The organism is Nocardia sp. NPDC056952, assembly GCF_042674185.1.
Classification (GTDB): domain Bacteria; phylum Actinomycetota; class Actinomycetes; order Mycobacteriales; family Mycobacteriaceae; genus Nocardia.
Window position 1 is genome coordinate 45,439 of record NZ_JBHURA010000004.1, and the last position, 25,946, is coordinate 71,384.

31 protein-coding genes and 1 pseudogene are annotated in these 25,946 nt (G+C 68.0%); 16 read left to right on the forward strand and 16 right to left on the reverse strand.

Annotation, left to right across the window (positions count from 1 at the left end; genetic code table 11):
• The first annotated feature begins 293 nt into the window (after positions 1–293).
• The 4 genes and pseudogenes from ACFTS5_RS16250 (at position 294) to ACFTS5_RS16265 (ending at position 5,424) form a co-directional block, all read left to right on the forward strand.
• The gene (locus ACFTS5_RS16250; RefSeq protein ID WP_101464728.1) at positions 294–905 is read left to right on the forward strand and encodes an FHA domain-containing protein; all 612 of its coding nucleotides are present in this window, start codon (positions 294–296) and stop codon (positions 903–905) included.
• 124 nt (positions 906–1,029) lie between these two features.
• Positions 1,030–1,587 carry a DUF1772 domain-containing protein gene (locus ACFTS5_RS16255; protein ID WP_378631529.1) on the forward strand — a complete coding sequence of 186 codons (558 nt, stop codon included), beginning with the start codon at positions 1,030–1,032 and terminating at the stop codon, positions 1,585–1,587.
• 63 nt (positions 1,588–1,650) lie between these two features.
• A pseudogene (locus ACFTS5_RS16260) lies at positions 1,651–2,582 on the forward strand (esterase/lipase family protein).
• 274 nt (positions 2,583–2,856) lie between these two features.
• Positions 2,857–5,424 (forward strand): ATP-dependent Clp protease ATP-binding subunit, encoded by a 2,568-nt coding sequence (locus ACFTS5_RS16265; protein ID WP_378631531.1) that lies wholly within the window; start codon positions 2,857–2,859, stop codon positions 5,422–5,424.
• A gap of 67 nt (positions 5,425–5,491) precedes the next feature.
• Here the strand turns inward: ACFTS5_RS16265 and ACFTS5_RS16270 are convergent, their stop codons facing one another.
• Positions 5,492–6,283: an LLM class flavin-dependent oxidoreductase gene (locus ACFTS5_RS16270; protein WP_378631532.1), complete on the reverse strand. Its 792-nt coding sequence runs from the start codon at positions 6,281–6,283 to the stop codon at positions 5,492–5,494.
• A 2-nt stretch (positions 6,284–6,285) separates the two neighbouring features.
• Entirely contained in the window at positions 6,286–6,549 is a 264-nt protein-coding gene (locus ACFTS5_RS16275) for an SHOCT domain-containing protein (protein ID WP_378631534.1), read from the reverse strand.
• A gap of 130 nt (positions 6,550–6,679) precedes the next feature.
• Between ACFTS5_RS16275 and ACFTS5_RS16280 the strand changes: the two genes are divergently transcribed.
• Positions 6,680–7,528 carry a helix-turn-helix domain-containing protein gene (locus ACFTS5_RS16280; RefSeq protein ID WP_378631535.1) on the forward strand — a complete coding sequence of 283 codons (849 nt, stop codon included), beginning with the start codon at positions 6,680–6,682 and terminating at the stop codon, positions 7,526–7,528.
• Here the strand turns inward: ACFTS5_RS16280 and ACFTS5_RS16285 are convergent.
• Complete coding sequence (locus ACFTS5_RS16285) at positions 7,509–8,699, reverse strand: MFS transporter (RefSeq protein WP_378631537.1); 1,191 nt, start codon at positions 8,697–8,699, stop codon at positions 7,509–7,511. The genes ACFTS5_RS16280 and ACFTS5_RS16285 overlap by 20 nt on opposite strands.
• Before the next feature lie 279 nt (positions 8,700–8,978).
• Between ACFTS5_RS16285 and ACFTS5_RS16290 the strand changes: the two genes are divergently transcribed.
• Positions 8,979–9,626, forward strand: coding sequence for a VWA domain-containing protein (locus tag ACFTS5_RS16290; RefSeq protein ID WP_378631539.1), 648 nt, complete (start codon positions 8,979–8,981; stop codon positions 9,624–9,626).
• A 2-nt stretch (positions 9,627–9,628) separates the two neighbouring features.
• Here the strand turns inward: ACFTS5_RS16290 and ACFTS5_RS16295 are convergent, their stop codons facing one another.
• The 4 genes from ACFTS5_RS16295 to ACFTS5_RS16310 are packed head-to-tail and all read right to left on the reverse strand — an operon-like array spanning position 9,629 to position 12,321.
• Complete coding sequence (locus ACFTS5_RS16295; protein ID WP_378631540.1) at positions 9,629–9,940, reverse strand: helix-turn-helix domain-containing protein; 312 nt, start codon at positions 9,938–9,940, stop codon at positions 9,629–9,631.
• Positions 9,941–9,946: 6 nt separating this feature from the next.
• On the reverse strand, positions 9,947–10,303 hold the full coding sequence (locus ACFTS5_RS16300; RefSeq protein WP_378631542.1) for a type II toxin-antitoxin system RelE/ParE family toxin: 357 nt from the start codon (positions 10,301–10,303) through the stop codon (positions 9,947–9,949).
• A 45-nt stretch (positions 10,304–10,348) separates the two neighbouring features.
• Positions 10,349–11,044 carry a response regulator gene (locus tag ACFTS5_RS16305; RefSeq protein ID WP_378631543.1) on the reverse strand — a complete coding sequence of 232 codons (696 nt, stop codon included), beginning with the start codon at positions 11,042–11,044 and terminating at the stop codon, positions 10,349–10,351.
• Positions 11,041–12,321, reverse strand: coding sequence for a sensor histidine kinase (locus ACFTS5_RS16310; protein ID WP_378631545.1), 1,281 nt, complete (start codon positions 12,319–12,321; stop codon positions 11,041–11,043). Before ACFTS5_RS16310 ends, ACFTS5_RS16305 begins: the two co-directional genes overlap by 4 nt.
• Before the next feature lie 146 nt (positions 12,322–12,467).
• Here ACFTS5_RS16310 and ACFTS5_RS16315 point away from each other — a divergent pair, with 146 nt between their 5' ends.
• A complete protein-coding gene (locus tag ACFTS5_RS16315) occupies positions 12,468–13,367 on the forward strand; it encodes an ABC transporter ATP-binding protein (RefSeq protein ID WP_378631547.1) in 900 nt (299 codons plus the stop codon).
• On the forward strand, positions 13,364–14,224 hold the full coding sequence (locus ACFTS5_RS16320; RefSeq protein ID WP_378631548.1) for an ABC transporter permease: 861 nt from the start codon (positions 13,364–13,366) through the stop codon (positions 14,222–14,224). The genes ACFTS5_RS16315 and ACFTS5_RS16320 overlap by 4 nt, the downstream gene beginning before the upstream one ends.
• A gap of 73 nt (positions 14,225–14,297) precedes the next feature.
• Here ACFTS5_RS16320 and ACFTS5_RS16325 read toward each other — a convergent pair whose 3' ends face one another.
• Together ACFTS5_RS16325 and ACFTS5_RS16330 are read right to left on the reverse strand one after the other, a co-directional pair.
• Positions 14,298–14,774 carry a DUF4240 domain-containing protein gene (locus ACFTS5_RS16325; protein ID WP_378631550.1) on the reverse strand — a complete coding sequence of 159 codons (477 nt, stop codon included), beginning with the start codon at positions 14,772–14,774 and terminating at the stop codon, positions 14,298–14,300.
• A gap of 53 nt (positions 14,775–14,827) precedes the next feature.
• Complete coding sequence (locus ACFTS5_RS16330) at positions 14,828–15,433, reverse strand: TetR/AcrR family transcriptional regulator (RefSeq protein WP_378631551.1); 606 nt, start codon at positions 15,431–15,433, stop codon at positions 14,828–14,830.
• 102 nt (positions 15,434–15,535) lie between these two features.
• Here ACFTS5_RS16330 and ACFTS5_RS16335 point away from each other — a divergent pair, with 102 nt between their 5' ends.
• From ACFTS5_RS16335 to ACFTS5_RS16350, 4 genes are read left to right on the forward strand one after another with little or no spacing between them, the layout of a single operon-like run.
• The gene (locus tag ACFTS5_RS16335; protein WP_378631553.1) at positions 15,536–16,189 is read left to right on the forward strand and encodes an FMN-dependent NADH-azoreductase; all 654 of its coding nucleotides are present in this window, start codon (positions 15,536–15,538) and stop codon (positions 16,187–16,189) included.
• Complete coding sequence (locus ACFTS5_RS16340) at positions 16,186–16,506, forward strand: DMT family transporter (RefSeq protein ID WP_378631554.1); 321 nt, start codon at positions 16,186–16,188, stop codon at positions 16,504–16,506. The genes ACFTS5_RS16335 and ACFTS5_RS16340 overlap by 4 nt, the downstream gene beginning before the upstream one ends.
• 55 nt (positions 16,507–16,561) lie before the next feature.
• Positions 16,562–17,008 carry an SRPBCC domain-containing protein gene (locus ACFTS5_RS16345; protein WP_378631556.1) on the forward strand — a complete coding sequence of 149 codons (447 nt, stop codon included), beginning with the start codon at positions 16,562–16,564 and terminating at the stop codon, positions 17,006–17,008.
• Between the two features lie 56 nt (positions 17,009–17,064).
• Entirely contained in the window at positions 17,065–17,502 is a 438-nt protein-coding gene (locus tag ACFTS5_RS16350; RefSeq protein ID WP_378631557.1) for an OsmC family peroxiredoxin, read from the forward strand.
• 13 nt (positions 17,503–17,515) lie between these two features.
• Here the strand turns inward: ACFTS5_RS16350 and ACFTS5_RS16355 are convergent, their stop codons facing one another.
• The 4 genes from ACFTS5_RS16355 to ACFTS5_RS16370 form a co-directional block, all read right to left on the reverse strand.
• Positions 17,516–17,968 carry a hypothetical protein gene (locus ACFTS5_RS16355; protein ID WP_378631559.1) on the reverse strand — a complete coding sequence of 151 codons (453 nt, stop codon included), beginning with the start codon at positions 17,966–17,968 and terminating at the stop codon, positions 17,516–17,518.
• Positions 17,969–18,004: 36 nt separating this feature from the next.
• Entirely contained in the window at positions 18,005–18,790 is a 786-nt protein-coding gene (locus tag ACFTS5_RS16360) for a CbtA family protein (RefSeq protein ID WP_378631560.1), read from the reverse strand.
• Positions 18,781–18,981, reverse strand: a complete 201-nt coding sequence (locus tag ACFTS5_RS16365; RefSeq protein ID WP_019044677.1) for a CbtB-domain containing protein — start codon at positions 18,979–18,981, stop codon at positions 18,781–18,783. Before ACFTS5_RS16365 ends, ACFTS5_RS16360 begins: the two co-directional genes overlap by 10 nt.
• A 224-nt stretch (positions 18,982–19,205) precedes the next feature.
• Complete coding sequence (locus ACFTS5_RS16370) at positions 19,206–19,529, reverse strand: antibiotic biosynthesis monooxygenase family protein (protein ID WP_378631562.1); 324 nt, start codon at positions 19,527–19,529, stop codon at positions 19,206–19,208.
• 91 nt (positions 19,530–19,620) lie between these two features.
• Here ACFTS5_RS16370 and ACFTS5_RS16375 point away from each other — a divergent pair, with 91 nt between their 5' ends.
• Complete coding sequence (locus tag ACFTS5_RS16375) at positions 19,621–20,364, forward strand: alpha/beta fold hydrolase (protein WP_378631563.1); 744 nt, start codon at positions 19,621–19,623, stop codon at positions 20,362–20,364.
• A 48-nt stretch (positions 20,365–20,412) separates the two neighbouring features.
• Here ACFTS5_RS16375 and ACFTS5_RS16380 read toward each other — a convergent pair whose 3' ends face one another.
• The gene (locus tag ACFTS5_RS16380) at positions 20,413–21,291 is read right to left on the reverse strand and encodes an A/G-specific adenine glycosylase (RefSeq protein ID WP_378631565.1); all 879 of its coding nucleotides are present in this window, start codon (positions 21,289–21,291) and stop codon (positions 20,413–20,415) included.
• A gap of 90 nt (positions 21,292–21,381) precedes the next feature.
• Between ACFTS5_RS16380 and ACFTS5_RS16385 the strand changes: the two genes are divergently transcribed.
• Both ACFTS5_RS16385 and ACFTS5_RS16390 read left to right on the forward strand, forming a co-directional pair.
• Positions 21,382–22,005, forward strand: a complete 624-nt coding sequence (locus ACFTS5_RS16385) for a carbonic anhydrase (RefSeq protein WP_056819369.1) — start codon at positions 21,382–21,384, stop codon at positions 22,003–22,005.
• Positions 22,006–22,087: 82 nt separating this feature from the next.
• The gene (locus ACFTS5_RS16390; protein ID WP_378631566.1) at positions 22,088–22,765 is read left to right on the forward strand and encodes a hypothetical protein; all 678 of its coding nucleotides are present in this window, start codon (positions 22,088–22,090) and stop codon (positions 22,763–22,765) included.
• Positions 22,766–22,920: 155 nt separating this feature from the next.
• Here the strand turns inward: ACFTS5_RS16390 and radA are convergent, their stop codons facing one another.
• Entirely contained in the window at positions 22,921–24,321 is a 1,401-nt protein-coding gene (gene radA / locus ACFTS5_RS16395; RefSeq protein WP_378631567.1) for a DNA repair protein RadA, read from the reverse strand.
• 81 nt (positions 24,322–24,402) lie between these two features.
• Positions 24,403–25,104, reverse strand: a complete 702-nt coding sequence (locus ACFTS5_RS16400) for a hypothetical protein (RefSeq protein WP_378631569.1) — start codon at positions 25,102–25,104, stop codon at positions 24,403–24,405.
• Between the two features lie 351 nt (positions 25,105–25,455).
• Here ACFTS5_RS16400 and carD point away from each other — a divergent pair, with 351 nt between their 5' ends.
• The gene (carD, locus tag ACFTS5_RS16405; RefSeq protein WP_019044685.1) at positions 25,456–25,944 is read left to right on the forward strand and encodes an RNA polymerase-binding transcription factor CarD; all 489 of its coding nucleotides are present in this window, start codon (positions 25,456–25,458) and stop codon (positions 25,942–25,944) included.
• The last annotated feature ends 2 nt before the right edge of the window (positions 25,945–25,946 follow it).

Here is a 25,946-nt window from a genome sequence, read left to right on the forward strand (position 1 = left end):
GGGGTTGCGGGCCCCCGCGGGCCCGGGGTTGGGGCCCCGGTGGTTGGCCCCTCGGCCCCCGCCCCACGGCCCCCCAACCGCGGGGACGGCCGCGAACGGCAGGCTGCGCCTGCCTGCCCCTCCTCGAGGTCGGGGCGTGCGGGGTTGCGTCAGTGGGGAAAACGAGGGAACGAAGGGCCCGGGTTGGGCCGAGTGCGGGGAACAAGGGGCCCGGGTTGTCCCGGGTGTGGGGTCTCGGGACGTAGACTGATGGCCGTGCACAAGGTGTTTCGAGTATCCGGCGGTGTCGCGCAGTGAGTTCCTTCCTGCGGTATACCGACGACACCGGTAAGCAGCATGAATTGGCCCTGGAGGCCGGGCAGCAGCGTGTCACCATCGGGCGCAATGTGCAGGCCGACCTGGTGCTCGCGTGGGATGCCGAGGTTTCCCGGCTGCACGCGGCGGTCGAACATCTCGGTGCGCACTGGACCATCATCGATGACGGGCTGTCGCGCAACGGCACCTTCGTCAATGGCGAGCGGCTGGTCGGGCGGCGTCGGCTGAGTCCCGGCGACCGGATCCGGGTCGGGACCACGCTCGTGCACTTCTTCGATTTCGGCGGTGTGGTGGATGACGCGACGCATACCGCGTCCGGGTCCATCCCCACGATGCGCTCACTGACCGAGACCCAGCGCGCGGTGCTGGTCGCGCTGTGCCGTCCGTACAAACACGGCACCGGATTCGCGACGCCCGCGTCGAACCAGCAGATCGCCGAGGAATTGTTCCTCTCGATAGACGCCATCAAAACCCACCTGCGTGCCTTGTTCGCGAAGTTCGGGGTGGAAAATCTGCCGCAGAACCAGAAGCGCACCCGATTGGCCGCGCTGGCGATGCAGAGCGGCCTGATCTCCGACCACGATTTGTGAGTGCGACGTTCGCGTAGGCCGGTGAGCGTCTGAACTATGTCGCGGATCCGGTCTGGGCGGTTGACTTACTCGTATCACCGGAGCGCGGGATCGAAGCTCCGGACCACGAGTCAGGAGACATCGCATGTTCGCAGTTCGGATGGCCACCATGGTGCTGGCCCTGCTCAGTACCGGACTCATCGCCGGCGTGTTCTACGCCTACGCGATCTCGGTGATGCCCGCTCTGGCCCGCACCGACGACCGCACGCTGATCGACGTGATGCAGAAGATCAACGTCGTGATCATCAACCCCTGGTTCATGTTCGGCTTCATGGGCACGGTCGGTTTCACCGCGCTGGCGGCCGCGCTGCACCTCGGCAAGGAACAGCGCTCGACGCTGATCTGGATCGGAATCGCGTTGGCGCTCAACGTGATCGCGTTCGCGGTCACCGCCGGACTGAACGTGCCGCTCAACGACGCACTCGCCGCGGCGGGTGATCCGGCGTCGATCGCCGACACCGCTGCTGTCCGTGCGGATTTCGAGGCGACCTGGGTTCGCTGGAATATCGTCCGCGCGGTGCTGCACAGTGCCGCGTTCCTGGTGCTGTGTGGCGCGCTGTTCGCCGCGGGCGTGCAGCAGGGTAAGTCCGGTTCGGCCACCGACGTGGCCGCGGCACCGGTGGCGATGGTTTACGGCCGGTAGTGCCACGCGATCACTAGAACGTGTTCCATGATGAGTGGAACACGTTCTAGTGAGGAGTCGTTCATGCGACGTTGTTCGCTTCTGGTGCTGGCCGCGGCCCTGTTCGCCTGCCTGCCCGCCACCGCGTCGGCCCAGCCCCTCCCGGTCGACTACAACTTCTTCGCGGGCATTCCGCCGGAGCTCACCAACCCGGGCGGCTCGCTACCCGGCGCGAACGATCCGGCCTGCGTCCCCTCGCCCGAGCATCCCGACCCGGTGGTCCTGCTGCACGGCACCGGTGGCGGAGGGCAGACGAACTGGGGTGTGTACGCCCCGCTGCTGGCCAATGAGGGCTATTGCGTCTTCAGCGCCTCACCTACGGCGCCTACGGCCTCCCGTGGCCGATCTCGGCGATCGGCGGCATGCGTCCCATCGAGCAGAGCGCCGCCGAGGTTTCCGCCTTCGTCGACGGTGTGCTGGCCCGCACCGGTGCCGCGCGGGTAGACCTGGTCGCCCATTCGCAGGGCAATATCGTCGGCAACTACTACATCAAACGGCTGGGTGGCGGGAACAAGGTCGGCAAGCTCGTCGGGATCGCGCCGCCCTGGCTCGGCACCAATGTGCTCGCGGCGGGCGATATCGCCCACTTCAGCAGGGCACTCGGTGCCGGGCCCGCGTTCGACGCGGTCAGCTCGTCGCTGTGCCAGGCATGTGGGCAGATGCTCACCGGCGCCGCCTTCCTGGCGGCTCTCAACGCGGACGGCGTGTACGACCCGCGCGTCACCTACACCAATATTGTCGCCGGCCTCGACGAGATAGTCGTCCCGCACACATCGGGCCTGGTCCCCGGCCCGAACGCCACCTCGATCGTGGTGCAGGACGGGTGCGCGCAGGACTACTCCGAGCACCTGGCCATCGCGGGCAGTCCGCGCGCGGCAGGCCATGTCCTCAACGCCCTCGATCCCGCCCGGCAGGCCGCGGTTCCGTGCGAATTCGTCCCACCCTTCACCGGTTGAGCCGCGCGGCGCGATTTCGCTGTAGGCAAAACTGAGGTGGAAACGAATGCTGCGACGTGCGCGTTGTCAGTGAGTGACCATGTTGTCGCCGGTCCCCAATAGGGTGGACCGGCGGCGGCGGAATCCCCTGCCAACTAGAGTGGATGGCGGGGGCCGCAACCCCCGGGCTTCATGGCAGGCTGACGGCGAGAGTTGTCGGTCCGACGCCCTAGGTTGTATCGAGCATACTGCGGCGTCTGTTGCCAGAATGTCGGAGCAGGAGAGTGAGGGAGCGATGTTCGAGAGGTTCACCGACCGCGCGAGGCGTGTCGTTGTCCTGGCCCAAGAAGAGGCCCGGATGCTCAACCACAACTACATCGGCACCGAGCACATCCTGCTTGGGTTGATCCACGAGGGCGAGGGCGTGGCGGCGAAGTCGCTGGAGTCCCTTGGCATCTCGCTGGAGGGTGTGCGTAGCCAGGTCGAGGAGATCATCGGGCAGGGCCAGCAGGCGCCGTCCGGTCACATCCCCTTCACCCCGCGTGCCAAGAAGGTGCTGGAGCTGAGCCTGCGCGAAGCGCTGCAGCTCGGCCACAACTACATCGGTACCGAGCACATTCTGCTCGGCCTCATCCGCGAGGGCGAGGGCGTCGCGGCCCAGGTGCTGGTCAAGCTCGGCGCCGACCTCAACCGTGTCCGTCAGCAGGTCATCCAGCTGCTGTCCGGGTACCAGGGCAAGGAGCCCGTCGAGGGCGCCGGTCCGCGCGGCGAGGCGGGGACCCCGTCCACGTCGCTGGTGCTCGACCAGTTCGGTCGCAACCTCACTCAGGCGGCCCTCGAAGGCAAGCTCGATCCCGTCATCGGGCGCTCGAAGGAAATCGAGCGCGTGATGCAGGTGCTCTCGCGCCGCACCAAGAACAACCCGGTGCTGATCGGCGAGCCCGGTGTCGGTAAGACCGCGGTCGTCGAGGGCCTCGCACAGGCCATCGTCAACGGCGAGGTCCCCGAGACCCTCAAGGACAAGCAGCTCTACACCCTCGACCTGGGCTCCCTGGTCGCGGGCAGCCGTTACCGCGGTGACTTCGAAGAGCGCCTCAAGAAGGTGCTCAAGGAGATCAACACCCGCGGCGACATCATCCTGTTCATCGACGAGCTGCACACGCTCGTCGGCGCGGGTGCTGCCGAAGGCGCCATCGACGCGGCCTCGATCCTGAAGCCGAAGCTGGCCCGTGGCGAGCTGCAGACCATCGGTGCCACCACCCTCGACGAGTACCGCAAGTACATCGAGAAGGACGCCGCGCTGGAACGCCGTTTCCAGCCGGTGCAGGTGGGCGAGCCGACCGTCGAGCACACCATCAACATCCTCAAGGGTCTGCGCGACCGCTACGAGGCGCACCACCGGGTCTCCATCACCGACAGCGCGCTCGTCGCCGCCGCCACCCTGGCCGACCGCTACATCAACGACCGGTTCCTGCCGGACAAGGCGATCGACCTGATCGACGAAGCGGGCGCGCGCATGCGCATCCGCCGGATGACCGCTCCGCCGGACCTGCGCGACTTCGACGACAAGATCGCCGATGCTCGCCGGGAGAAGGAAAGCGCTATCGACGCGCAGGACTTCGAGAAGGCCGCGCGTCTGCGCGACAAGGAGAAGCAACTCGTCGCCAAGCGTGCCGAGCGCGAGAAGCAGTGGCGTTCCGGTGATCTGGACGTCGTGGCCGAGGTCGACGACGAGCAGATCGCGGAGGTGCTGGCCAACTGGACCGGCATCCCCGTCTTCAAGCTCACCGAGGAGGAGACCACCCGTCTGCTCCGGATGGAAGACGAGCTGCACAAGCGGATCATCGGCCAGGAGGATGCCGTCAAGGCCGTCTCCAAGGCGATCCGCCGCACTCGCGCCGGTCTGAAGGACCCCAAGCGTCCGTCGGGCTCGTTCATCTTCGCCGGCCCCTCGGGTGTCGGTAAGACCGAGCTCGCCAAGTCGCTGGCGAACTTCCTGTTCGGCGACGACGACGCGCTCATCCAGATCGACATGGGCGAGTTCCACGACCGCTTCACCGCTTCTCGTCTGTTCGGTGCCCCTCCCGGGTACGTGGGCTACGAGGAGGGCGGCCAGCTCACCGAGAAGGTGCGCCGCAAGCCGTTCTCGGTGGTGCTGTTCGACGAGATCGAGAAGGCGCACCAGGAGATCTACAACACGCTCCTGCAGGTGCTCGAGGACGGCCGTCTCACCGACGGTCAGGGTCGTACGGTCGACTTCAAGAACACCGTGCTGATCTTCACCTCGAACCTGGGCACCTCCGACATCTCGAAGGCTGTCGGCCTGGGCTTCACCCAGTCGAGCGCCGAGGGCTCGAACTACGAGCGGATGAAGCTCAAGGTCAACGACGAGCTGAAGAAGCACTTCCGCCCCGAGTTCCTCAACCGCATCGACGACGTGATCGTCTTCCACCAGCTCACGAGCGAACAGATCGTGATGATGGTGGACCTGATGATCGCCCGCGTCTCGGTGCAGCTGAAGAACAAGGACATGGCGATGGAGCTGACCGATCAGGCCAAGAGCCTGCTCGCCAAGCGTGGCTTCGATCCGGTTCTCGGCGCTCGTCCGCTGCGTCGCACGATCCAGCGCGAGATCGAGGACCAGCTCTCGGAGAAGATCCTCTTCGGCGAGATCGGCGCGGGCCAGACCATTCTGGTCGACGTCGAAGGCTGGAACGGCGAGGGTCTCGGCGAGGACGCCAAGTTCACCTTCGAAGGCAAGACGAAGCTGACCAAGACGTCCGCGACCGACGACAAGCCCGAGGTGGTTCTCACCGGCGCAGCCGAGGGCACCGCGCCCGAGGCCGCCGCCTCCGGCGAGTAGCAGTAACCAGCTGAACCGAAAGCCCGCCCCCTGTATCAGGGGGCGGGCTTTTCGCGTCGCGGATCGTCTACCGATGTGCGCGTTCGAGAACCGGGGCGAAGGCGGTGGCCAGCTCGCCCGGGACGATCAGCTCGTCGATTCCGTAACGCTCGCTGCGGGACTCGAGGATTTCCACAGCGGCCTGTGGATCGCTGGGGAGAAGTCCGGCGGCTCCCGCGGCGCGGAGTTTGTCGGGGGTGTGGCCGAGGCGGGTGCTCAGCCAGATGGGGAGCTGGTCGCCGATGCCGACCAGTTGGAGGGTGAATCGGACCTCGCGGTCGGTGTGGGCGGTGACGGTGCCGACCATTTCGGCGAGGTCGTCTTCGGTCGCGTCCGGTGCCGCCGCCAGCAGAATGCGGTCGGCGTATTCCGCCGCGGTGGTGAGCATTCGAGGCCCGCTCGCCGCGATGACCACCGGTGGTGGCGGGTCGACCTGGGCGCGCACCGAGGTGATGGTGTCGATCAGCTGGTTTCGTCGTTCGCCCGCCGAACCCCATGGCATGCCGAGCCTTTCGGCCTCCGCTCGTGCGTCCGGTCTGCCGGTGCCGATCCCCAGTTCGAATCGGCCGTCCGAGAGCAGTTGCAGTGCGGCCGTTTCCCGAACAGTCGCAGCGGCGGAGCGGAAGGGTGCGGCCAGGACATTGGGCCGCAATCGCACGGTCTCCGTCACGGCGGCGGCCGCTGCCAGGGCGAGGAGCGGGGACGGCGTGTACAGCGTGTCCGGCAGCATCAGCGTGCCGTATCCCTGCGCCTGCGCCCCGGTCACCGCCTGTGTCCACTCCGCCCCGGACCGCGGCACGAGCACGATTCCGAAACGCATCGCTACTTCCTCCCGCGCGGTTCGCTCAATACCGCGAGCCTGCCGCGATATTCGTCCTCGGTGATCTCGCCGCGAGCGAAACCTTCGCGCAGCGCGCCCACCGCGCCGCCGCGTCCCGCGCACCGTCGGCGGGCGAAGAACACCAGTGCGATCACGGTGATCCAGAAGATCACCGGGAAGATCCAGAAGAACGGCCATGGATGCCACCCTCCGTCGTAGTGGTCGGCCAGCAGGGTCAGCGTCGTCGCGCTGTCGACAATGTTCATGTCTCAACCCTGCTCGCGCGAACGACCGACGACATCGGCCGCGAGACCCGATCCGGCGTACGTCACCGCGCGTACGACCCGTCGACCGGTACCGTGCAGGGCATCGGAGTTCCACCAGGAGGGGTGCACAGTGACGCAGACCGATGGTGCGCACAGCCTCGATGATGTGCTGGCCGGTGTGCAGTGGCGCTTCGCCGGGCGCGACGAGTTCGCGCTGGCGGCGGGCCAGTGGGAGTTCATGACCGAGCCGAGCGCGCTGGTGGTGCTGGACGGGCTGGTCCGGGTCGAAGGGCTCAGCAAGACAGAAGATCTGGCGAGTGGGGACTTCCTGTTCGTGCCCGGCACGGACCGATTCGCGATCAACGCGCTGTCGGACGGCCGGGTGCTCCGGGTGCGCCTGGAACCTGTCGGGACCGGCAGTGCCATGACCGCGCTGCCACAACGGCTGCTGCTGACCGGTTTCGTCGACCACACGCCTCTGGCCGCGACCATGTTTCGCCATCTGGTCGAACAGTGCCCTGACCCGTTCGGCGTCCAAGGCGATCGGGTGGCCACCTTGCTCACGTCGATGGCGATCGAGTCCTGGCATGCCCGTGGTTGCGCGCCGCCACGGTGGCTGCTGAAGGTGAACGAGCCCGGGGTGGCGCAGGCCGTGGCCGCGATGCACGCCGACCCGGGGCAGGAGTGGACCGTCGAGGGGCTGGCGAAGATCGCGCTGGCCTCGCGGTCCGGGTTCGCCGCCCGTTTTCAGGCGGCGACCGGCCTCACGCCGGGCAGGTACCTGACGAAACTGCGGATCGAGCGGGCACAACTGCTGTTGGTCGACCACGCTGTGCCGGTCGGCACGGTGGCCCGCCGGCTCGGCTACCGCTCGGAGACGGCGTTCGGGCGGGCGTTCCGGCGGCAGACGGGCCGCACGCCGTCGCAGTGGCGGCGGGCGGCCCGGACATCGACTGATGTCAGTGCCCCGCTCGGGTGAGTGAGCGTCGGATCAGTACTCCGCCGAGGACCGCGGCGACGGCACCGAGCGCGTAGGTCGGGGCCAGGCCGATGCTGTCCACCCCGCGGCCGCCGATCGCCGAGCCGAGGATGATCGCCAGCTGGAAACCGGCGACGATCAGTCCGCTGCCCGCTTCCATGCGATCGGGCAGCACCCGCGAGACCCACACCTGAACGAGATTGAGAATGCCGCCGAACGCGGCGCCCCACACCACCACGGCCAGGTAGGCGAGTGGGGCGAACGCCGCGGAGGCGATGATCGCGAGCAGTGACAGGCCGACGGCCGCCGGCACCGCCACCAGCAGGGCGCCGAGGTGGCGGTCGGCGAGGGCGCCGAGGACGAAGTTGCCGAGCAGACCACCGACGCCGAACAGGGCGAGCAGCACCGGGATCACCGCCGGGCCGGCACCGAGCAGTTCGGCCAGGGCCGGGCGGATGTAGGTGTATCCGGCGAAGTGCCCGCCGACGACGGCGACCATGCTGACCAGCCCGAGCGTCACGCCCGGGGACCGCAGGGCATTGCCGAGTGCGGTGAATCCGATGCCCTTGCTCGGCGCGATCGGCGGCAGCATCAGCCGCACGGCGACGGCGGTGGCGGCGGTCAGCGCGGCCGCGATCAGGAAGGTCGTCCGCCACCCGGCGTAGGTGCTCAGCAGCACACCGAGCGGCACTCCGGCCACCGTCGCGACCGTGGTTCCCGCGTTCACGATCATCATCGCCTTGCCGAGCCGTTCGGCCGGGACGAGCTTCGCCGCGATCACCAGCGCCATCGACCAGTAGCCGCCGACAGCCAGACCGAGCAGCAGTCGCGCGATCAGCAACAACACGATGTTCGGCGCGAGGGCGACCACCACGTTCGACACCGCCGCGCCGACGGTCAGCCAGATCAGCAGGGTGCGCCGATCCAGGCGGGGGAACAGTGCGCCCGATCCGAGCGCGGCTACCAGCGCGGTCAGCGCCGTCGCGCTCACCGAGAGCCCGACCACGCCTTCCGGCACATTCAGATCGGTCGCCAGCGCGGTGAGTACACCGGGCGGTAGGAATTCGGCGGTCACCAGCGTGAAGCTGCCGAGGAACATGGTCAGCAGGGCGGGCCAGATTCGGCGATCGGTGCTCTGCACCGCCGCATCGGCCGTCGAAGTCGTTGTCATGCCAGGTGCAACATCGGCTGTCGGCCTCGCACTCGCCCGAAACGCCACCGCATCCGACTCAAACGCCGCGTTCCCCGACGAAGACTGGGGCACACCGGTTCCGACCGAGCGCCGGTTCGAAAGTGGGGTCGGCGGAGCGGTGGAATGTGAGCGCCGGCCCCATGCCCGGGACGCAGGCTTGGCGATACCTTGGCATCTTCTTTTCGCCGGTCAGACGGTCCTCTTTCGCGGCGTACGGTGGGAATTGCTGATCCGACCGACACGGGGGTGTTCGCACACATGACTGATTCCGACCGCACGCTGATCGCCGTTCTGCTCGACCGTTCGGGGTCGATGCAGACGATCAAGGCCGATACCGAAGGTGGGTTGGCCGCCTATTTCGAACAGCAGCGCAGTGTGCCGAAGACGATCGAGGTCACGCTCGCGCAGTTCGACACCACCTACGACGTGGTCTACGCGAATGTGCCGCTGGCTCAGGTGCCTGCGCCGAGTTTGCAGCCACGTGGTGGGACCGCGCTCTACGACGCGCTCGGCAAGCTCGTCACCAGCGTGGGCAGCGAGCTGGCCGGGCGCCCCGAACACGAGCGTCCCGGCACCGTGATCGTCGTGGTTCTCACCGACGGCCACGAGAATTCCAGCCGCGAATGGACCCACGCCGCGGTGAAGTCCCTCATCACCCAGCAGCAAGACGTGTACAACTGGACCTTCGTCTTCCTCGGCGCCAACATGGACGCCGTCGAAGTAGGCTCCAACCTCGGCTTCGACCCCGGCTCGGCCATCACCTACGCCCCGGTCGCGGGCGGCGTCCGAGGCGCCTTCGACGCCCTCTCCGCCTACTCGGCCCGAGCCCAAGCCGCCCCCGCGGGAGCAGCCCGCCGCGCCCGCTTCTCCGCCTCCGAACGCCGGCAAGCCGACCAGGGCAAGTAGTCCTACGCCGCGTCGACCTTCTCGAACCGAGCGACGAACCGAACCTCGAGCGCATACGCCAAACGTTCGAGCATGCCGATTGTCGGTGTCCCGCCTCCGGATTCGATCCGTGAGACCTCGGGTTGACGCAGCCCAGCCCGCTCGGCCAGCTGTGTCTGTGTCAGCCCGAGTTCCAGCCGCCGTTCGCGAATGGCTTCGGCCAGCTCGATCGCCAGAATCGCCTCGGCCCGCCCGGCCTCGTACTCGCCCGCGTCGAACCCGGGGCTGCTCATCCGTTCACGGCGCAGGTCGTCCATCGATGGGTGCTCAGTCATGATCGGTTACCTCCTGTCGAAATCTGTGTGGGCACAACCATGTTCCGATTCGCATACCTTGCGTAGTGCCTTGGCTCGCGCCACCTCGTCGGTCTCCCGCATGCGAGTCTTGCGGAAAACTGTCAGCAGCACGATGCGACGACCCGGAGCGAGCCAGTAGGTGATTCGCATTTCTCGCGGGTGAAGGTGAAAGCGGAGTTCACGTACCCCATCGCCAAGATTGCGCGACCACGGTTCGCTCAGGGTGGTTGCACGTTCGGCCAGCATGCCCACGTACACGTCTACCTGGCCGTACTCGCGTGTAGTCAGTGAGCGCAGCCATCGGGCTACCTCGGGTTCGAGTTCCACCAGGTACAGGTGCATAGGATTGATCCTATATAGGATCAATCCTATATAGCAATGGTGGCGCTACTGCCAGCCTGGGCGGACCAGGCCTGACTCGTAGGCGAGGACTACGAGCTGGGTGCGGTCGCGGGCGTCGAGTTTGGTGAGGATTCGGCTGACGTGGGTGCGGGCGGTGGCGGGGGACATGTAGAGGCGGGCGCCGATTTCGGCATTGGTGAGGCCTTCGGCCACCAGCGTCATCACCTCGCGTTCGCGGTCGGTGAGTTCGGCGAAGGCAGCGGGGGGTGGTTGTTTGGCGTGGGTGGAGAATTCGGCGAGGAGGCGGCGGGTGACGCCGGGGGAGAGGAGGGCGTCGCCCGCGGCCACCACGCGGACGGCGCGGAGCAGGTCGGCGGGTTCGGTGTGTTTGACCAGGAAGCCCGCGGCGCCCGCGCGGATCGCCTCGAAGACGTATTCGTCGAGTTCGAAGGTGGTGAGGACGACGACGCGGACCGGCGCGAGCTGGGGGTCGTCGGCGATCATGCGGGTGGCGGCGAGGCCGTCGAGGATCGGCATGCGGATGTCCATCAGCACCACGTCGGGGACGAGGGCTCGGGTCATCCGGACGGCTTGCTCGCCGTTTTCGGCCTCGCCGATGACTTCGATGTCGTCCTGGGCGTCCAGCAGTGCGACGAAACCACCGCGCACCAGCGCTTGATCGTCGGCGACGAGTAGCCGGATCTTGGCGGGTCCCGACCCGACCGGCGGCAGTTCGGTCATGCGCCCGCCTCCCTGCCCGGTGAATCCGACGATCGCGCGGACGCGGCCGAAGTCGCTGGGCGAGCGGGCAATCGGGCCGCCACCCGGAACCCGCCGGACGGTCGCGGCCCCGCGGTGAGCGCCCCGCCGAGCGCGTGCGCCCGCTCACGCATGCCGATGATCCCGTTGCCGCCGATGCCGGTTCGGACAGCGGTTCCGGTCGGCCGGGTGTTGTCGACGGTGATGTCGACCGATTCCGGGGTGTATCGCAGGGTGATCAGGGCGGTCGCGCCGGGCGCGTGGCGCACCACGTTGGTCAGCGATTCCTGCACGATTCTGGCCGCGGCCACATCGATCACGCTCGGCAGCTTCTTCGGCGTACCGATGATCTTGGTATCGACGTCGAGCCCGGTCGCGCGGGTGCGCTCGAGCAGTGTGTCGAGGTCGTCGAGGGTCGGTGCCGGCGCGCGCGGAGCGGGACGCGGCGGCGGGGGCGAATCATCCACGACGGGAGCGTGTTCCGGGTACTGCGGCACCACCGCCGCGCCACTGCGAATCGCGTGCAGCAGCGTGTGCACCTCGGTCAGCGCCTCTTTCGAGGTCGTCTTGATGGTCGCCAGCGCCGCGGCCGCTTGCTGCGGCTTGCGATCGAACAACTCCAGCGCCACCGACGACTGCACGTTGATCAGCGAAAGACTGTGTGCCAGCACATCGTGCAGTTCCCGAGCGATCGCCAACCGCTCCTCGGAGGCCGCCCTGGCCTGCTGAGCTTGCTCGTCGCGTTGTGCCGCCTCGGCCCGTTGCTCGCGCGCGAGCACCACCGCGCGCCGCTGCCGTACGCCTTCGGCGATCCCGACCAGCACGCCCATCCAGGCCAGCAGGCCGAAGATCTGCCACGCGTCGGAGTGCCGCCCGAGCAGGGCGGGTAGTGGCCACACCATCGTCAGATACCCGATCGCGACCACCGGGTAGGTGCGCCATCGCGACCCGGTGACGGCGGCCGAGAGGAAGGCGATCACCAGCGACAGGAAGATCGGCCCATATCCGTAGTCGCGCAGGACATAGGTCACCGTGGCGATCAGCGACACCGCCAGCACCACTTCGGGCGCTACCCGCCGGAAACCGAGCGCCACCGGCCCGGCGAGCAGCAGCAGATACGCGAACGCGTCCAGTGACCGCACGCCGGTTTGATGCGAATTCGCACCGGAACTACCGGCCAGCTGGATCACCGCGACCACCACTGCCAGGCCCCAGTCCTGAACGACTGAGCCACGCTCCCACTTCGCAGACGCTCCCACGTGCCCAACCCTATTGTGTGCGCCCACCCGCCGCGTCGGCCTGCGCACGTATTTCCCGCGAGAAGCCGCGTAGGCCGCGCGGCGTAGCGCCGTGCACGCCGCGGGACGGATGTCCCGGCACCCCTCGAGCACGGATTCTGATTTGCATGAACGAATCGATCGTGGTCACCACCGAGTTGACCAAACGCTATGGCGAGCACCTCGCGGTGGACGGGGTGAGCATGCGGGTCGCGGCCGGGAAGATCTACGGATTCCTCGGGCCCAACGGCGCGGGCAAAACCACCACGTTGCGCATGCTGGCCGGTCTCATCCGGCCCAGCGCGGGCACCGCGACCGTGCGGGGCCTGCCGCCGGGCGATCCGGAGGTGCTGCGCCGAATCGGTGTACTCATCGAGGGCCCCGGCTTCTACCCGTACCTCTCGGGCCGCGACAACCTGCGGGTATTGGCCCGCTATCGCGGCCATGGCAATGCCGAGGTCGAGAAGGCATTGGAACGCGTCGGCCTGGCCGACCGGGCAGGCGACCGCTTCCGGACCTATTCGCTCGGCATGAAACAGCGTCTCGGCGTCGGCGCGGCCATGCTCGGCGACCCGGACCTGCTCATCCTCGACGAACCGACCAACGGCCTGGACCCGGCGGGCCTGGCCGAAATGCGCACGCTCATCACCGATCTCGCGGCCGACGGACATACTGTGCTGCTGTCGAGCCACCAGCTCGCCGAGGTGCAGGAGATCTGCCACCGGGTCGGCGTGATCTCCGGTGGCCGCCTGCTGGCGGAATCTACGGTGGCCGAATTGCGCGGCACCGCGACACTGCTGGTGCGCGCCGAGCCCGTGGACGTGGCTCTGGACGCCGTACGCGCCGTCACCGATGCCCCCGCCCGAGCGGGGACGGACGGCATCAGGGTCGACACGAGCGCCGCGCTGGCCCCTGAGGTCGCGCGAGCCGTCGTGACGGCAGGCGCGGACCTGCTCGAACTGCGGGTGGACGAGAAATCGCTGGAAGAAGTGTTCTTCGAGATGACGGCTGTGGAGGTAGCGAAATGAATGCCATGACCAGGGATCTCACCGCGAGCGTCCGTGCGGAAGCGCTACGCCTCGGCCGCTGGCCCGCCTTCTGGATCGTCCTCGGTACCTGGATCCTACTCAACCTGACCTTCGCCTACCTCTTCAACTACCTCGCCTACACCTCGGGCGAAAACGGTGCGATGTCGGACGGCCTGCCTCGCGATGTTCTGCTCGGCCAGCTCATGCCCGCCGCTGTCCCCGAGGTGTTCACGCAGGGCATGTCGATGTTCGGCGGCGCGCTGGTGCTGATCCTCGGCGCTCTCGCGGTGGGCAGCGGATATGGCTGGGGCACATGGAAAACCGTGTTCACCCAGGGCCCGAGCCGAGCTGCGGCCGTGGCGGGACTGCTGTTGACGCTGCTGGCAGTGGTCCTCGCGCTTGTCCTGGCGGCCTTCGCCGTCGATGTCGGCATCGCCACCGTGATCGCGGTCGGCGAAGCCCAGCCGGTCACGATGCCCGCACTCGACGACTCACTGATCGGAATCGGCACCGGTACCGCGATTCTCGGCATGTGGACCCTCGCGGGGGCCCTCATCGGCGCCATCGCTCGCGGCCCCGCTCTCGCCGTCGGGCTCGGCCTGGTCTGGGTTTTGGTGGTGGAGAACCTGCTTCGCGGTGTGGCGGGGATCTTCGGCCCGATCGAAGCTGTCACCAACTTGCTCCCCGGTACGGCCGCGGGCTCGCGGGCCGGGGCGATGCGCACCGTGGAGGGACCGGCCAACCCCGGAGTTCTCGACATCCTCACCCGCGGTGAATCTTTCGCTCTGCTGGCCGTGTACGTGGTGGCCTTCGCCGGCGGCACCATCTGGTTGATGACCCGCCGCGATCTCACCTGACGCGCTGCGATCATCGAACCCGGCACCAGGGAGCGGCAGTCCGAAAACGGGCTGCCGCTACCTGCGCGTCAGGTCAGGACCAACCGGCCGGGTTGGACGCCGTTTCACGGGAGATTCCCGAGCCCGTGTCGGGGAAGGCGCCGAAGCGCTCATTGTGCAGGTGGGCGAAGAAATAGCACATCTGCTCGCATTCGGCGTCGGTGGTCGCGGCCTCCGGGTCGGAGCTGACGGCGTCGTAGTAGTCGCGGCCCATGGCCACGATGAATCCCCGGGCGTAGAGGAAGCCGTCGTCGGAGCCGTCGGTGACCGCCTGGAGGTCGGCGCGATCGATGTCGTACAGCGCGCGTTCGGCGACGCGGTCGAGCGCGGTCAGTTCCGCGCTGCTGAAATCTGTTGACAGGGCGCTCAACTGCGTCAGGAAGGCGTCGAGTCGGCTGTCGAGGTCGTCTGCTGCCGACCGCAGGGCGGCGGACGGTTCGGTACCGGTGGCCGTCCAGGCCGACGCGATCAGATTCCAGAATCGGGAGATGTCTTCGGGGGTGCTCGTCACCTGCCGGACGGTACTGCTCGGGTCCGACACGGAGTGGGGTCCGAGGTCATCGATCAGGCACGCAGGAGGCGCTGGGCGAGGGCGGACAGACCGGCGGTGATCTGCTCGGGCGACAAGCCGCGGTCGCGTTGCTGGAGGTAGACCTCGGCGGCGAGTGGCGCGAGGACCGGATCGACCAGCGAATCCGGCTGTGACACACCGGCTTCGACCAGCAGCGACCGCACGTGCGCCGACCAGAACCCGTAGGCGCCGGTGGCGAAGCGGGCGCCGCCGATCTCCGCACCGAGCACCAGATGAGCGTGGGCGGTGAGCAATTCGATCATCGCCGCGTAGAAGGCGGCCAGGCGATCGGCCGGGGCAGCGCCGGGGCCGAGCGGGGGTGCGCCGCGCAGGAGCTGTTCCTGGAGGGCGCGTTCGTGCTCGTCGAGGAGGGCGACGGCGATCGCGTTGCGGTCGGGGTAGCGGCGGTAGAGGGTGCCGCGGCCCACGCCCGCGGCCTTGGCGATGTCGTCCATGGTGACCGTGCGTGGGTCGCGAGTGGCGAAGAGGTCGGCGGCCGCCGCCAGTACTTTCGCGCGATTGCGGGCCGCGTCGGTGCGCTCGGTGGGTGGCTGCGCGTCCAGCGCCAAGCCGGTGATCAGGTCGGATCGTGGCTCCATGGGTCGACTGTAACCCGGCAACGATTATCTGGACAACATGTCCACTTGTGTTCTATCGTCGAGAGATCAACAAGTGGACATCATGTCCAGTTAGGAACCGTCATGACTCACCTGCTGCACCTCGATGCCAGCGCTCGCACGAACTCCCTCAGCCGCAAGCTGGGCGCCGAATTCGTCCGGGCCTGGCGCGACGCCGAACCCGGCGGCACCTACACCTATCGCGACCTCGCCGCCGAGCCGACGCCGTTCATCGACGAGGGCTGGACCGAACTGTGTGACGCCGTCCTCGCCGCCGGGGCCACCGACCTCGACCGGCTCCCGGAACTCGCCGTCACTCCCGCGGCGAAGGCCGCATGGCGGGTGGCCGAACCGCTGCTGGCGCAGGTGCTGGCCGCCGATGTGATCCTGATCGGCACACCGATGTACAACTACTCCGTCCCCGCCGCTCTCAAGGCATGGCTCGACCAGGTCACCTTTCCCCGAATGTCGCTGGGGGAACGCAGGTTCGTCGTGGTGACCGCCCGCGGCGGTGCGTACTCGCCCGGTGCGCCCAAAGCGGCGTTCGACTACCAGGAGCGCTTTCTGCGCGACTTCTTCGCCGGCCACTTCGCGGTCACCGACACGGTTTTCGTCAACGCCGAATTGGCCAATGCCGGGCAGGATCCGAACCTGGCCCATCTGCGCGACGCTCACGAAGCCTCGCTCGCCGCCGCGCAGGCCGAAGTGCGTTCGCTGGCAAAGGATTACGTGCGATGAGCTGGATAGTGCTCGGCCTGGCCGGGCTCGTCGAAATCGTCTGGTCACAAACCATCAAACCGACCGAGAACTTCACCAGACTCGGTCCGACCCTGCTCTGCGTCGCGCTCGGCTCCCTGGCGGTATATCTGCTCTCGCGCGCCATGCAGACCCTCCCGGTGGGCACCGCCTACGCGGTTTTCACCGGAATCGGCGCGCTCGGCGCGATCGGTCTCGGGGTGCTCGTGCACAAGGATCCGCTGAGCGCGGGCCGCGCGCTGGCGCTGTCGCTGATCCTCGGCGGCATCGTGCTCGCGCGGGTGACGAATCCTGAGTAACTCTGTCGCACACCCGATGCGAGGATCGGCCGGTCATGACCGGTAAGGTCGGCTGATGGACCAGCCAGTTCGCCCCCCGGACCTGTCCACGCGGCCACACGAGCTCACGGTCGAGCGCGTGATGAAAGCCCAGCCCAGCCTGCTCTACGCGGCCTGGACCCAAGGCTTGGATTTATGGCTGGCCGTTCCCGGATCGGTGCTGATGCGCCCCGCCGTCAACGAGCCCCTCTACTTCGACACCGGCTCGCCCGACAAGCGCAACCCCCATTACGGCCGCATTCTGCTGCTCGAGCCGAATCGGCGGATCGAATTCACCTGGGTCACCGCCGCCACCGACGGCGTGGAAACGGTGGTCGCCGCCGAATTCCTCAAACAACCACGCGGTATCCGCCTGCGTCTGCGCCACTCGGGTTTCCCCACCGCGGCGATCCGGGATCTGCACCAGCAGGTCTGGCCGGACAAACTCGAGCGTCTCGACGAAATCACCAGCGCCACCGTCTGAGGACCCGAGTAGGTTCGTCATCGCCACGCAATACAACTCGAACCGAAAGGATCGCGATGCCGACTCGCAGCGCACGCACACTCTGGTCAGGCGGACTGCAGGACGGGTCCGGGCAGGTTGAACTGGCCAGCTCGGGTGTGGGCAAGTTCGATGTGAGCTTCCCACGCCGGGCGGCCGACACGGCCGAGGGCACCAGCCCGGAGGAACTGATCGCGGCGGCGCACTCGTCGTGCTATTCGATGGCGCTGTCGGCGGAGATCGCCAATGCCGGTGGGACGCCGGAAAGCCTCGATGTCAACGCCGATGTCACCCTCGCGCCCGACCCGGCCGGTGGCTTCCAGATCAGCAAGATCAAGCTCACGGTGCGCGGGCGTGCCTCGGGGCTGGATGCCGACGGGTTCGCCGCGGCTGCCCTCGCGGCCAAGAACGGTTGCCCGGTGAGCAAGGCCCTCACCGGTGTGGCCGAGATCGAGCTGGACGCGGCACTGGCCTGAGCGGCGCTCGCCGTCACCGCTGGGTGAACCAGCGGTGCGCGGCGGGGGTGTACATGGCCGGGATCGCGAGGACGACGGCCAGGATGTGCACGGTCCGGCAGCCTGCCAGCACGGTCGAGCTGGGGGACATGCCGTCGAGCAGGGTCGCGTAATCGTCGGTCGACAGCACCACCGCCAGCGGCTCGATGATCAGCGAGACCAGGCCCACCACGCCGATGCCGACGGTCAGTAGCGCACGGGCCACCCGGCTGCCGTTCAGCATGTACAGGGCGACCCCGGCGACGGCCAGGTAGATGGCGAGCCGGGGCAGCAGACCCGTTGCGGTGGCGCCGAATTCATCGCCGCCACGAACGGCGCGCAACAGTCCCTCGGCGACCCCGGCGGCGAGCGCTGTGACGATCCCGCCGAAGGCGACATTCACGGCGCGGGGGCGAGTGCTGGAAACAAGAAAGGCAGTGCCGGTCATGACACCGACACTGCCGTTCTCAGCTGCTCGCGAGGATCACCCTGCGGTAGGAACCTTGTCCACTACCGGAGTGCTACGCCGCGAGGCGAATTCCGTGAGCGCGGCGAACGCCAGCCCCAAACTCACCCACAGCGTGGTGGTTTCGGCCAGCGAAGCCACCCGGAAGTTCCACAGGAGGGTGGCGGGGAAGTCGTCGGCCACCTCGTTCACGCCGGGCAGCAGCACGTAACCGACCGTGGTGACCACGACGAACGCGCCCACCCCGGCGATGAGTCGCAGCGTGTCCGACGCGGCGAGCGCACGGTAGGCCGCGACGGCGGCCGCGACGGCCAGCAGGCCGAGGACGACGGCCGCGACCCACAGCCAGGTGCGCTCGTTGATGGTGTCCGGATCGCCCACCGCGGGCGGGTTGGCCGGATACTTGAAGAACGGCACCGCGACGATCGCCGCCCACGCGAGAACCGCCGAGGTCAGCGACAATTGGGGCCCCGACAGGTTCGTGAACCGGCGAGCCACGTTCACCGCCGACGCGAACAACGCGCCGAACGCCATGCCCGCCAAGCCCAGTGCGAGGAACTGTCCCGCCTTCTGGCCCGGCCGGCTGACCAGCGGTTCTTCCTCGTCGCCGTGGGAGTGGCCCTGCGGCTGCGCGGCTTCGTGGCCGTGCTCGGCCGGAGCGGCGGCGGCCTCTTCGATAGCGATCGCGGCGTCCACCTGGGGCTCGCCGACGAAGTAGCCCACTGTCGCGGCCAGCAGGCCGGCGATCAAGCCGGCCAGCAGGCCGCGCAACAGCAGGGTCTTGAGTGATCCGATCAGTGGCACGGAACACCCAGCAGGTGGCGTCCGTCGTGCATCAGCTCGTGCAGGAACATCCCGCTACGCGAGACGGCCCCCTGGTCGAAACCGACCAGGTACAGGGCGAGCAGTGCAAGCAGGACGACACCGACCGTGACGAGCACGGTTGCGAGGGTGTCGAGACCGGTAGACCGGCTGGGTGAATGCGCGATAGCCATTCGGGTCCTCCTCTAGGGATACGCGTCCCACGGTTGAAGTGTGGTGCGAAGGTGCCGGTGTCTGGCTCTCCGGCACCGGGGACCCGGTACTTGGATACAGTGGCGCGACCGCTCCGGACTCACACCGGAATTACCGCGCACCCTCGCGTGTTCCCTCGAACTGTGACAGCCGCGAGCCGTCCACGTCAATACACGTAACCGCATGTCCAGCGGAAACGCCGCTGTCAGGCCTTCGCGGGCACGTCGAGGACGACCTCGAACTCGAGCAGCGAGGCACCCGTCGACACCGGCTTGGGACGCTCGCCGTCACCACCGTTTCCGGCGTGCGCCGCACGGGCCGGACCGTCACGCCACGCGGCGAACGAATCCTCCGAATCCCATTGCGTCACCACGAAATACCGGTTGTCGCCGGCGACGGGGCGCAGCAACTGGAATCCGAGGAAACCGGGGGAGTTCTCCACCGCGCCGGCACGCGCGGCGAACCGCTTCTCCAGCTCGGGGCCCGCGCCCTCGGGAACTTCGATCGCATTGATCTTCACAACAGCCATGCAGACAGTATCTCTGCCGGCCGGCGCCGGGTGTTCGCGGCCCGCGAACTCGCCTTCGGCGACGTGACGTAGCTGGGGCAGTATCGGAGATGTGTTGTACGACGAAGGTGGGTCCGGGGTTCCGATTCTGCTGTTGCACGGGCTGATGGGGAGCGCGCGGACGTGGGCCGATCAGGTGCCGTGGTTGCGGGAGTTCGGGCATGTGTATGCGGTGGACGCCGCCGGGCACGGTCGGCCGGCGCCCGCCGAGCTCACGACGGAGGCGTTCGTGGCCGACCTGGCCGAGCGCACCGCCGCGATCACCGAGCCGATGGTGATCGTCGGGCACTCGATGGGCGCGATCCACGGGTGGGTCTTCGCGGCGACCTGGCCCGAGCGGGTGCGCGCGATCGTCGTCGAGGACATCGCTCCCGATTTCACCGGCCGCACCGCCGCCCACTGGGCCGAGCTGATCCACTCCTGGCCGCAACCGTTCGCCGACGAGCAGGCGGTGCTCGACTTTTTCGGCCCGGTCGCGGGCACGTACTTCCTGCGCGCGTTCACCGCCGCGTCCGACGGCTACCGGCTACACGGCGAGGTGGACACCTTCCGCGCGATCTCCGAGGAGTGGGGCACGCGCGATTTCTGGGCCGAATGGAAGTCGCTGCGGGTGCCCACGCTGCTCATCGAGGGTGAGCACACCATCACCCCGCCGGGGCAGATGCGGACGATGGCGCAGGTGCATCCCGACGCGGAGTATGTGCGCATCGCCGAGGCAGGCCACCTCGTGCACGACGAACAACCCGAGGCATACCGCGAACACGTCGGCCAGTTCCTGGAGCGCGTCACGAGGTGAGCCGGCCGGCGGTCGTCCCGCTCTCTCGGTGCGTGCCGCGATCCGACATCACCCGGTGGGGCTTCCTTCGCCCGCGAGTGCGAACAGCCCATCGTCGGTCTGCTCGATCAGCCCGTCGACCAGCAGCGAGTCCAACGCTCGCGCACGCTGACCCGGATCGCGGGTCCATGCCAGGTCGAGGCGAATCCGCTCGACCGGGCCCGACGCGTCGCGCAGCACATCGAGCAGCCGCCCACGGGCCTGACGGTCGGTGCCCTCGTACTTCTGCACCTTCCGCACCACGTCGGCGGCCGGTTTGCCCGCCGTGACCCAGGCGCAGCTCGGCAGCGGGCAGCGGGCGCAGTCGGGGTTGCGGGCCGTGCATACCAGCGCGCCCAGTTCCATCAGGGCGGCCGAGAACCTCGCGGCCCGCGGCACCGGAACAGGGAGCAGCGCTTCGGTTTCGGCGAGATCGCGCGAGGACGGGTTGCCGGGCTCCCTGCCGTGGACCGCCCGAGCCACCACGCGCCGAACGTTCGTGTCCACCACGGGAACTCGCTGCCCGTAGGCGAAACAGGCCACCGCGCGAGCGGTGTACGCGCCGATGCCGGGCAGGCTCAGCAGCACGTCGACGTCGGCGGGGACCACGTCACCGTGTTCGGTCGCCAGCACCCGCGCGCACTCGTGCAGCCGCAACGCCCGCCGCGGATATCCCAACTTGCCCCACGCCCGCAGCACCTCCGCTTGCGAGGACGCCGCCATCGCCGACGGCACCGGCCAGCGCGCCACCCATTCGCGCCAGATCGGCTCCACCCGCACCACCGGCGTCTGCTGGAGCATGATCTCGCTCATCAGGATGTGCCATGCGGTCGCGTCCGGTTCGCGCCACGGCAGCGGGCGCGCCGTGTCGTCGAACCAGTCGAGCAGGGCCTGCGCGTCGATGCTCACTGTTCCCGTTTCCTCTGAGCCAGTCTCTCTTTGCCGACGCGTAACGTGGCGGACTCGCTGGTAACCAAGGGTCTGTGCACAATGGTCGGTATGCCTGGTTCCAATCCGATAAGCGCCTGGAAGTCGTTGCGCGAAGGCAATGAGCGCTTCGTCAACGACACCCTGCAGCATCCTAGCCAGGGTGCCGCGGACCGAGCCAAACTCGTCAAGGGCCAAAACCCCCACGCGATCCTGTTCGGCTGCGGTGATTCCCGCGTCGCCGCCGAGCTGATCTTCGACCAGGGGCTCGGCGACATGTTCGTGGTGCGCACAGCGGGCCATGTCGTGGACAGTTCGGTGCTCGGCTCGATCGAATACGGCGTCGAGGTGCTCAATGTGCCGCTGATCGTCGTCCTAGGGCACGACAGCTGCGGCGCCGTGAAAGCCACCATCGACGCACTCGACGGCGGCGAGGTGCCCGGCGGGTTCATTCGCAGCGTGGTCGAGCGGGTGACCCCGTCGATCCTGGTCGGGCGACGCGAAGGGCTCACCTCGCTCGACGATCTCGAAGCGCGTCACGTGGTGGAGACCAGCAAGCTGCTCATGCAGCGCTCGATGATCATCTCCCAGCGCGTTGCCACTGGTCAGTGCGCTATCGCGAGCGTCACCTACAAGCTCGAAGACGGTCGCGTGCACCTGCGGCGCACTGTCGGCAATATCGGCGAGGTGGTCTGAACCGCCCGCTTCTCCCCGGTTCGGCCCCCGACACGCCGAGGTCATCGAGCGCGCCCCTGCGCGCTGCGCTTACCGTTGAGGCGTGCTGGAACCGAATGGACCGCTGTCACCGGAGATCTACTGGCGCCGCCGTGCACTCGCGATCGGCGTCATCGTCGTCGCGCTCGCGATCGTGATCTGGCTCGTCACCATGGTCGCGCGCGGTGGGGACTCGTCCGGCGCCGACAAGGCGGCCGCGAGCACGACCACGTCGGCGGAGTCGAGCGCGTCCGAGACGAGCTCGGCGTCGAGTAGCGCGTCGACCACGCCCAGCAGTGGGTCGGTCACGCCCAGCGCGACGACGGCCGCCGCCGACCAGCCCGCGGCACAGCCGTGCTCGGACCAGTCGCTGGCGCTGAAGGTGACGGTCGGCCAGCCGACCTATCGGGTCGGCGACCAGCCCGCGTTCGGCACCGTGATCACCAACATCTCGTCCGCGGCCTGCTCGCGCGATCTCGGCGCGGGCCCACAGTTCCTCGTCTACACCCTCGACGGCCAGCGCAGGCTGTGGGCGAGCAACGACTGCAACCAGGACGATCCGGCGGAGATGAAGACGCTCAAGGCCGGTGAACAACTCTCCTACAAGGGCACCTGGTTCGGCACCACCTCGCAGCCGCAGTGCGCGGGTGACCGCCTCCAGGTGCCCGCGGGTGCGTACATGGTCGTGGCCCAGCTCGGTGCCGTTCGCAGCGCCGCGGAGCCGTTCAACCTCGCCTCTTGACGCCGCGCTCCCGCAGGCCGGGGGCATTGTGCGGGTGCGCCATAGGTCACATGTTCAAGATGGGTTGATTTGCAGCGTTCGCAAGATCGGCGGTGCCGTCAATGGACATTGGCGGAGCAATGGCGAACCGGCGCTGAATCAGCCGGTTGCCGGAGTTATTCCACCGCCACCACTTCGCGGGGTGCGCGGGATTTGCGGAGTTCGGCCAATCGCAGTGCCGATCGCAGATCCCCGACCTCGTGGATACGCATCGTGCCGGTCTTGGTTTTCTCCGAACCGGGCGGAACGAGCGCGGTGGTGAACCCCAGCCGTTCGGCTTCGGCCAGGCGTCTGCCGAGCCCGGTGACCTTGCGAACCTCACCCGCCAGCCCGACCTCGCCGAGGATCACCCACCCCGCGGGCAGGGCGATGTCGGCCTCGGCGGAGGCGATGGCCAAGGCGATGGCCAGGTCGGCGGTCGGCTCGAGCAGGCGCATCCCGCCGACGGTCGCCGCGTACACGTCGTGCTTGCCGAGGAAGACCCGGCCCCGGCTCTGCAACACCGCCAGCACCATGGCGACGCGGTTGTAGTCCAGTCCGCTCACCGCCCGGCGTGGCTGCGGGATCTCGGTCTTGACGGTCAGCCCCTGCACCTCGGCCACCAGCGGCCGTTTGCCGTCCATCGCGACGGTCACCGCCGTGCCCGGCACGGTGTCGGTGCGATGGTGCAGGAACAACCCGGACGGATCGTCGACGCAGGCGATGCCGTCGTCGTGCAGTTCGAAGCAGCCCACCTCGTCGGCGCTGCCGAACCGGTTCTTGATGCCGCGAACCATGCGCAGCGACGAATTCTTGTCGCCCTCGAACTGCAGCACCACGTCCACCAGGTGTTCGAGCGTGCGCGGGCCTGCCACGTTCCCGTCCTTGGTGACGTGCCCGACCAGCAGCACCGCGATCCCGGTCGCCTTGGCCAGCGAGGTCAGCGCCGCGGTGACCGCGCGCACCTGGGTGACACCGCCGATCACCCCGTCCACCTCCGGTGCCAGCATGGTCTGCACGGAGTCGACGACCAGCAGCGTCGGCCGCACCTGCTCCACATGCCCGAGCACGATCGACAGATCCGATTCGGCCGCCAGGTACACGCGGTCGTGCACCGCACCCGTGCGATCGGCCCGCAGCCGCACCTGCCCGGCGGACTCCTCGGCGGTCACATACAGCGCGGTCTCCTCGCGCGCCGCTGCCCACCGGAACGCGACCTCGAGCAGCAGCGTCGACTTGCCGACTCCCGGCTCGCCGGACAGCAGCACCACCGACCCGGGCACCACACCGCCCCCGAGCACCCGATCGAGCTCGCTCACCCCCGTCGACCGCGCCTGCGTGACCTTGGCGTCGATCTGCGACAACGGCGCCGCCGCGGTACTCGGCAGCATCGCCCGCCGCCCCGGGGCCGCGCTGGAGGCCGAAACGGCCACCTCGTTCACCGTTCCCCAGGCACCGCAATCAGGGCACTTACCCACCCACTTGGACACCTCGTGCGTGCACGCGGAGCACCGGAAGACTGCTTTGGTCTTGGCCACACGCGCACCCTACGGACCCGGACCGACACAAAAAGGAAGAGCCGCCGCGAAGTTCGCGACGGCTCTTCCCTACGGCTGGTGTCAGTGACCGCCCGCGCCCTCGGGCGCCGGGCCGGACTTCTCGTTCTCGATGCGCGGGACGGCCGCGGCATCGACCGGGACCGACACCTGCACGGTGCCCGCGTCCTTGAAGTTGAAGGTGACGTTGTAGGTCAGGCCGGGAACGATGTCCTTGGACAGGCCCGTGATCTCGATCGTGGCCGGGGTCTTCACCGGATCGTTCGAGGGGATGTCGATGCCCGCGGCGGCGCTGGTCGGCGCGGCCGCGGAGGTGGTCGGCGCCGCCGAGGTGGCGCCGTGGTGATCGTCGGCCGCGGCGGGCTTGGTCTCGCCCGGTCCCACGACCACGGTCTGCTGCGGCTTCAGCACGAACTTGGGGTCGCCCGCGGGCCCGGTGATCTTGACCTGGCCCAGGTCGGTGCTCACGCTGGTCAGCTCGTCGGTGACGGTCTCGCTGTTGTTGATGATCGACATCGCGATCACCGCCTTGCCGCCCTTGTCGTGCTCGGCGGCGGCCTCCGGGTACACGATGTGCACGTTGCGCAGGGCGATGGCGCCGACGTTGGCGTGGTTGCCGTTGATCGCGGCGGCCTGCGTCGAGGTCTGGGTGTGCTGGCCGGCACTGCAGCCGGTCAGGGCGATGCCCGCGGCAGCGGCGAGCGCGGCAACCGTCACCATGCGACGTCGCGCCGAGTGGGCGGTCACAGCTTTCAGGGCAGTCACGGTTTGTCCTCCATGTCGACCGGGCTCACTCCGTCCACACGGGGATCGGAGGGTAGTAACTAGGCAGCGTAGTAGTTCACTTCGCGCGGGTGACGTTCGGGCTCGCGACGCGCGGGTGCGGAAGTAACAGTTCGGTGTCTCGAGGGGGTTTGCCGGATCGATGCCGGGATCGCCCTGTGCGATAACCTGTCGCTGTGCTGGTGGTTAACCCGTTCTGGCACAACACAATGCACAACAATTCTGGATTGTCAACCCCTGCGATGGCCTCGTTGTGGCCCTGACCTGCACAGTTGATCGCGCCGTTATCGAGTCGCATGTTAAACTGTGAACATCGAAAGGGGCACGGGACACATGATTTTTAAGGTCGGAGACACCGTCGTTTACCCCCACCACGGAGCGGCGCTGATCGAAGCAATCGAGACCCGCACCATCAAGGGTGTGCAGAAAGAGTATCTGGTCCTGAAGGTTGCGCAAGGCGACCTGACCGTTCGGGTTCCCGCAGAGAACGCTGAATACGTCGGCGTCCGTGACGTCGTCGGCCAAGAAGGTCTCGACCGCGTCTTCCAGGTGCTGCGCGCGCCACACACGGAGGAGCCGACCAACTGGTCCCGCCGTTACAAGGCCAACCTCGAGAAACTCGCCTCCGGCGATGTGAACAAGGTGGCCGAAGTGGTGCGTGACCTGTGGCGTCGTGAGCAGGACCGCGGCCTGTCCGCCGGTGAGAAGCGAATGCTCGCCAAGGCTCGTCAGATCCTCGTCGGTGAGCTCGCGCTCGCCGAGGGCACCGACGACGGCAAGGCCGAATCGCTGCTCGACGAGGTTCTCGCCGCGGCTTCCTAGAA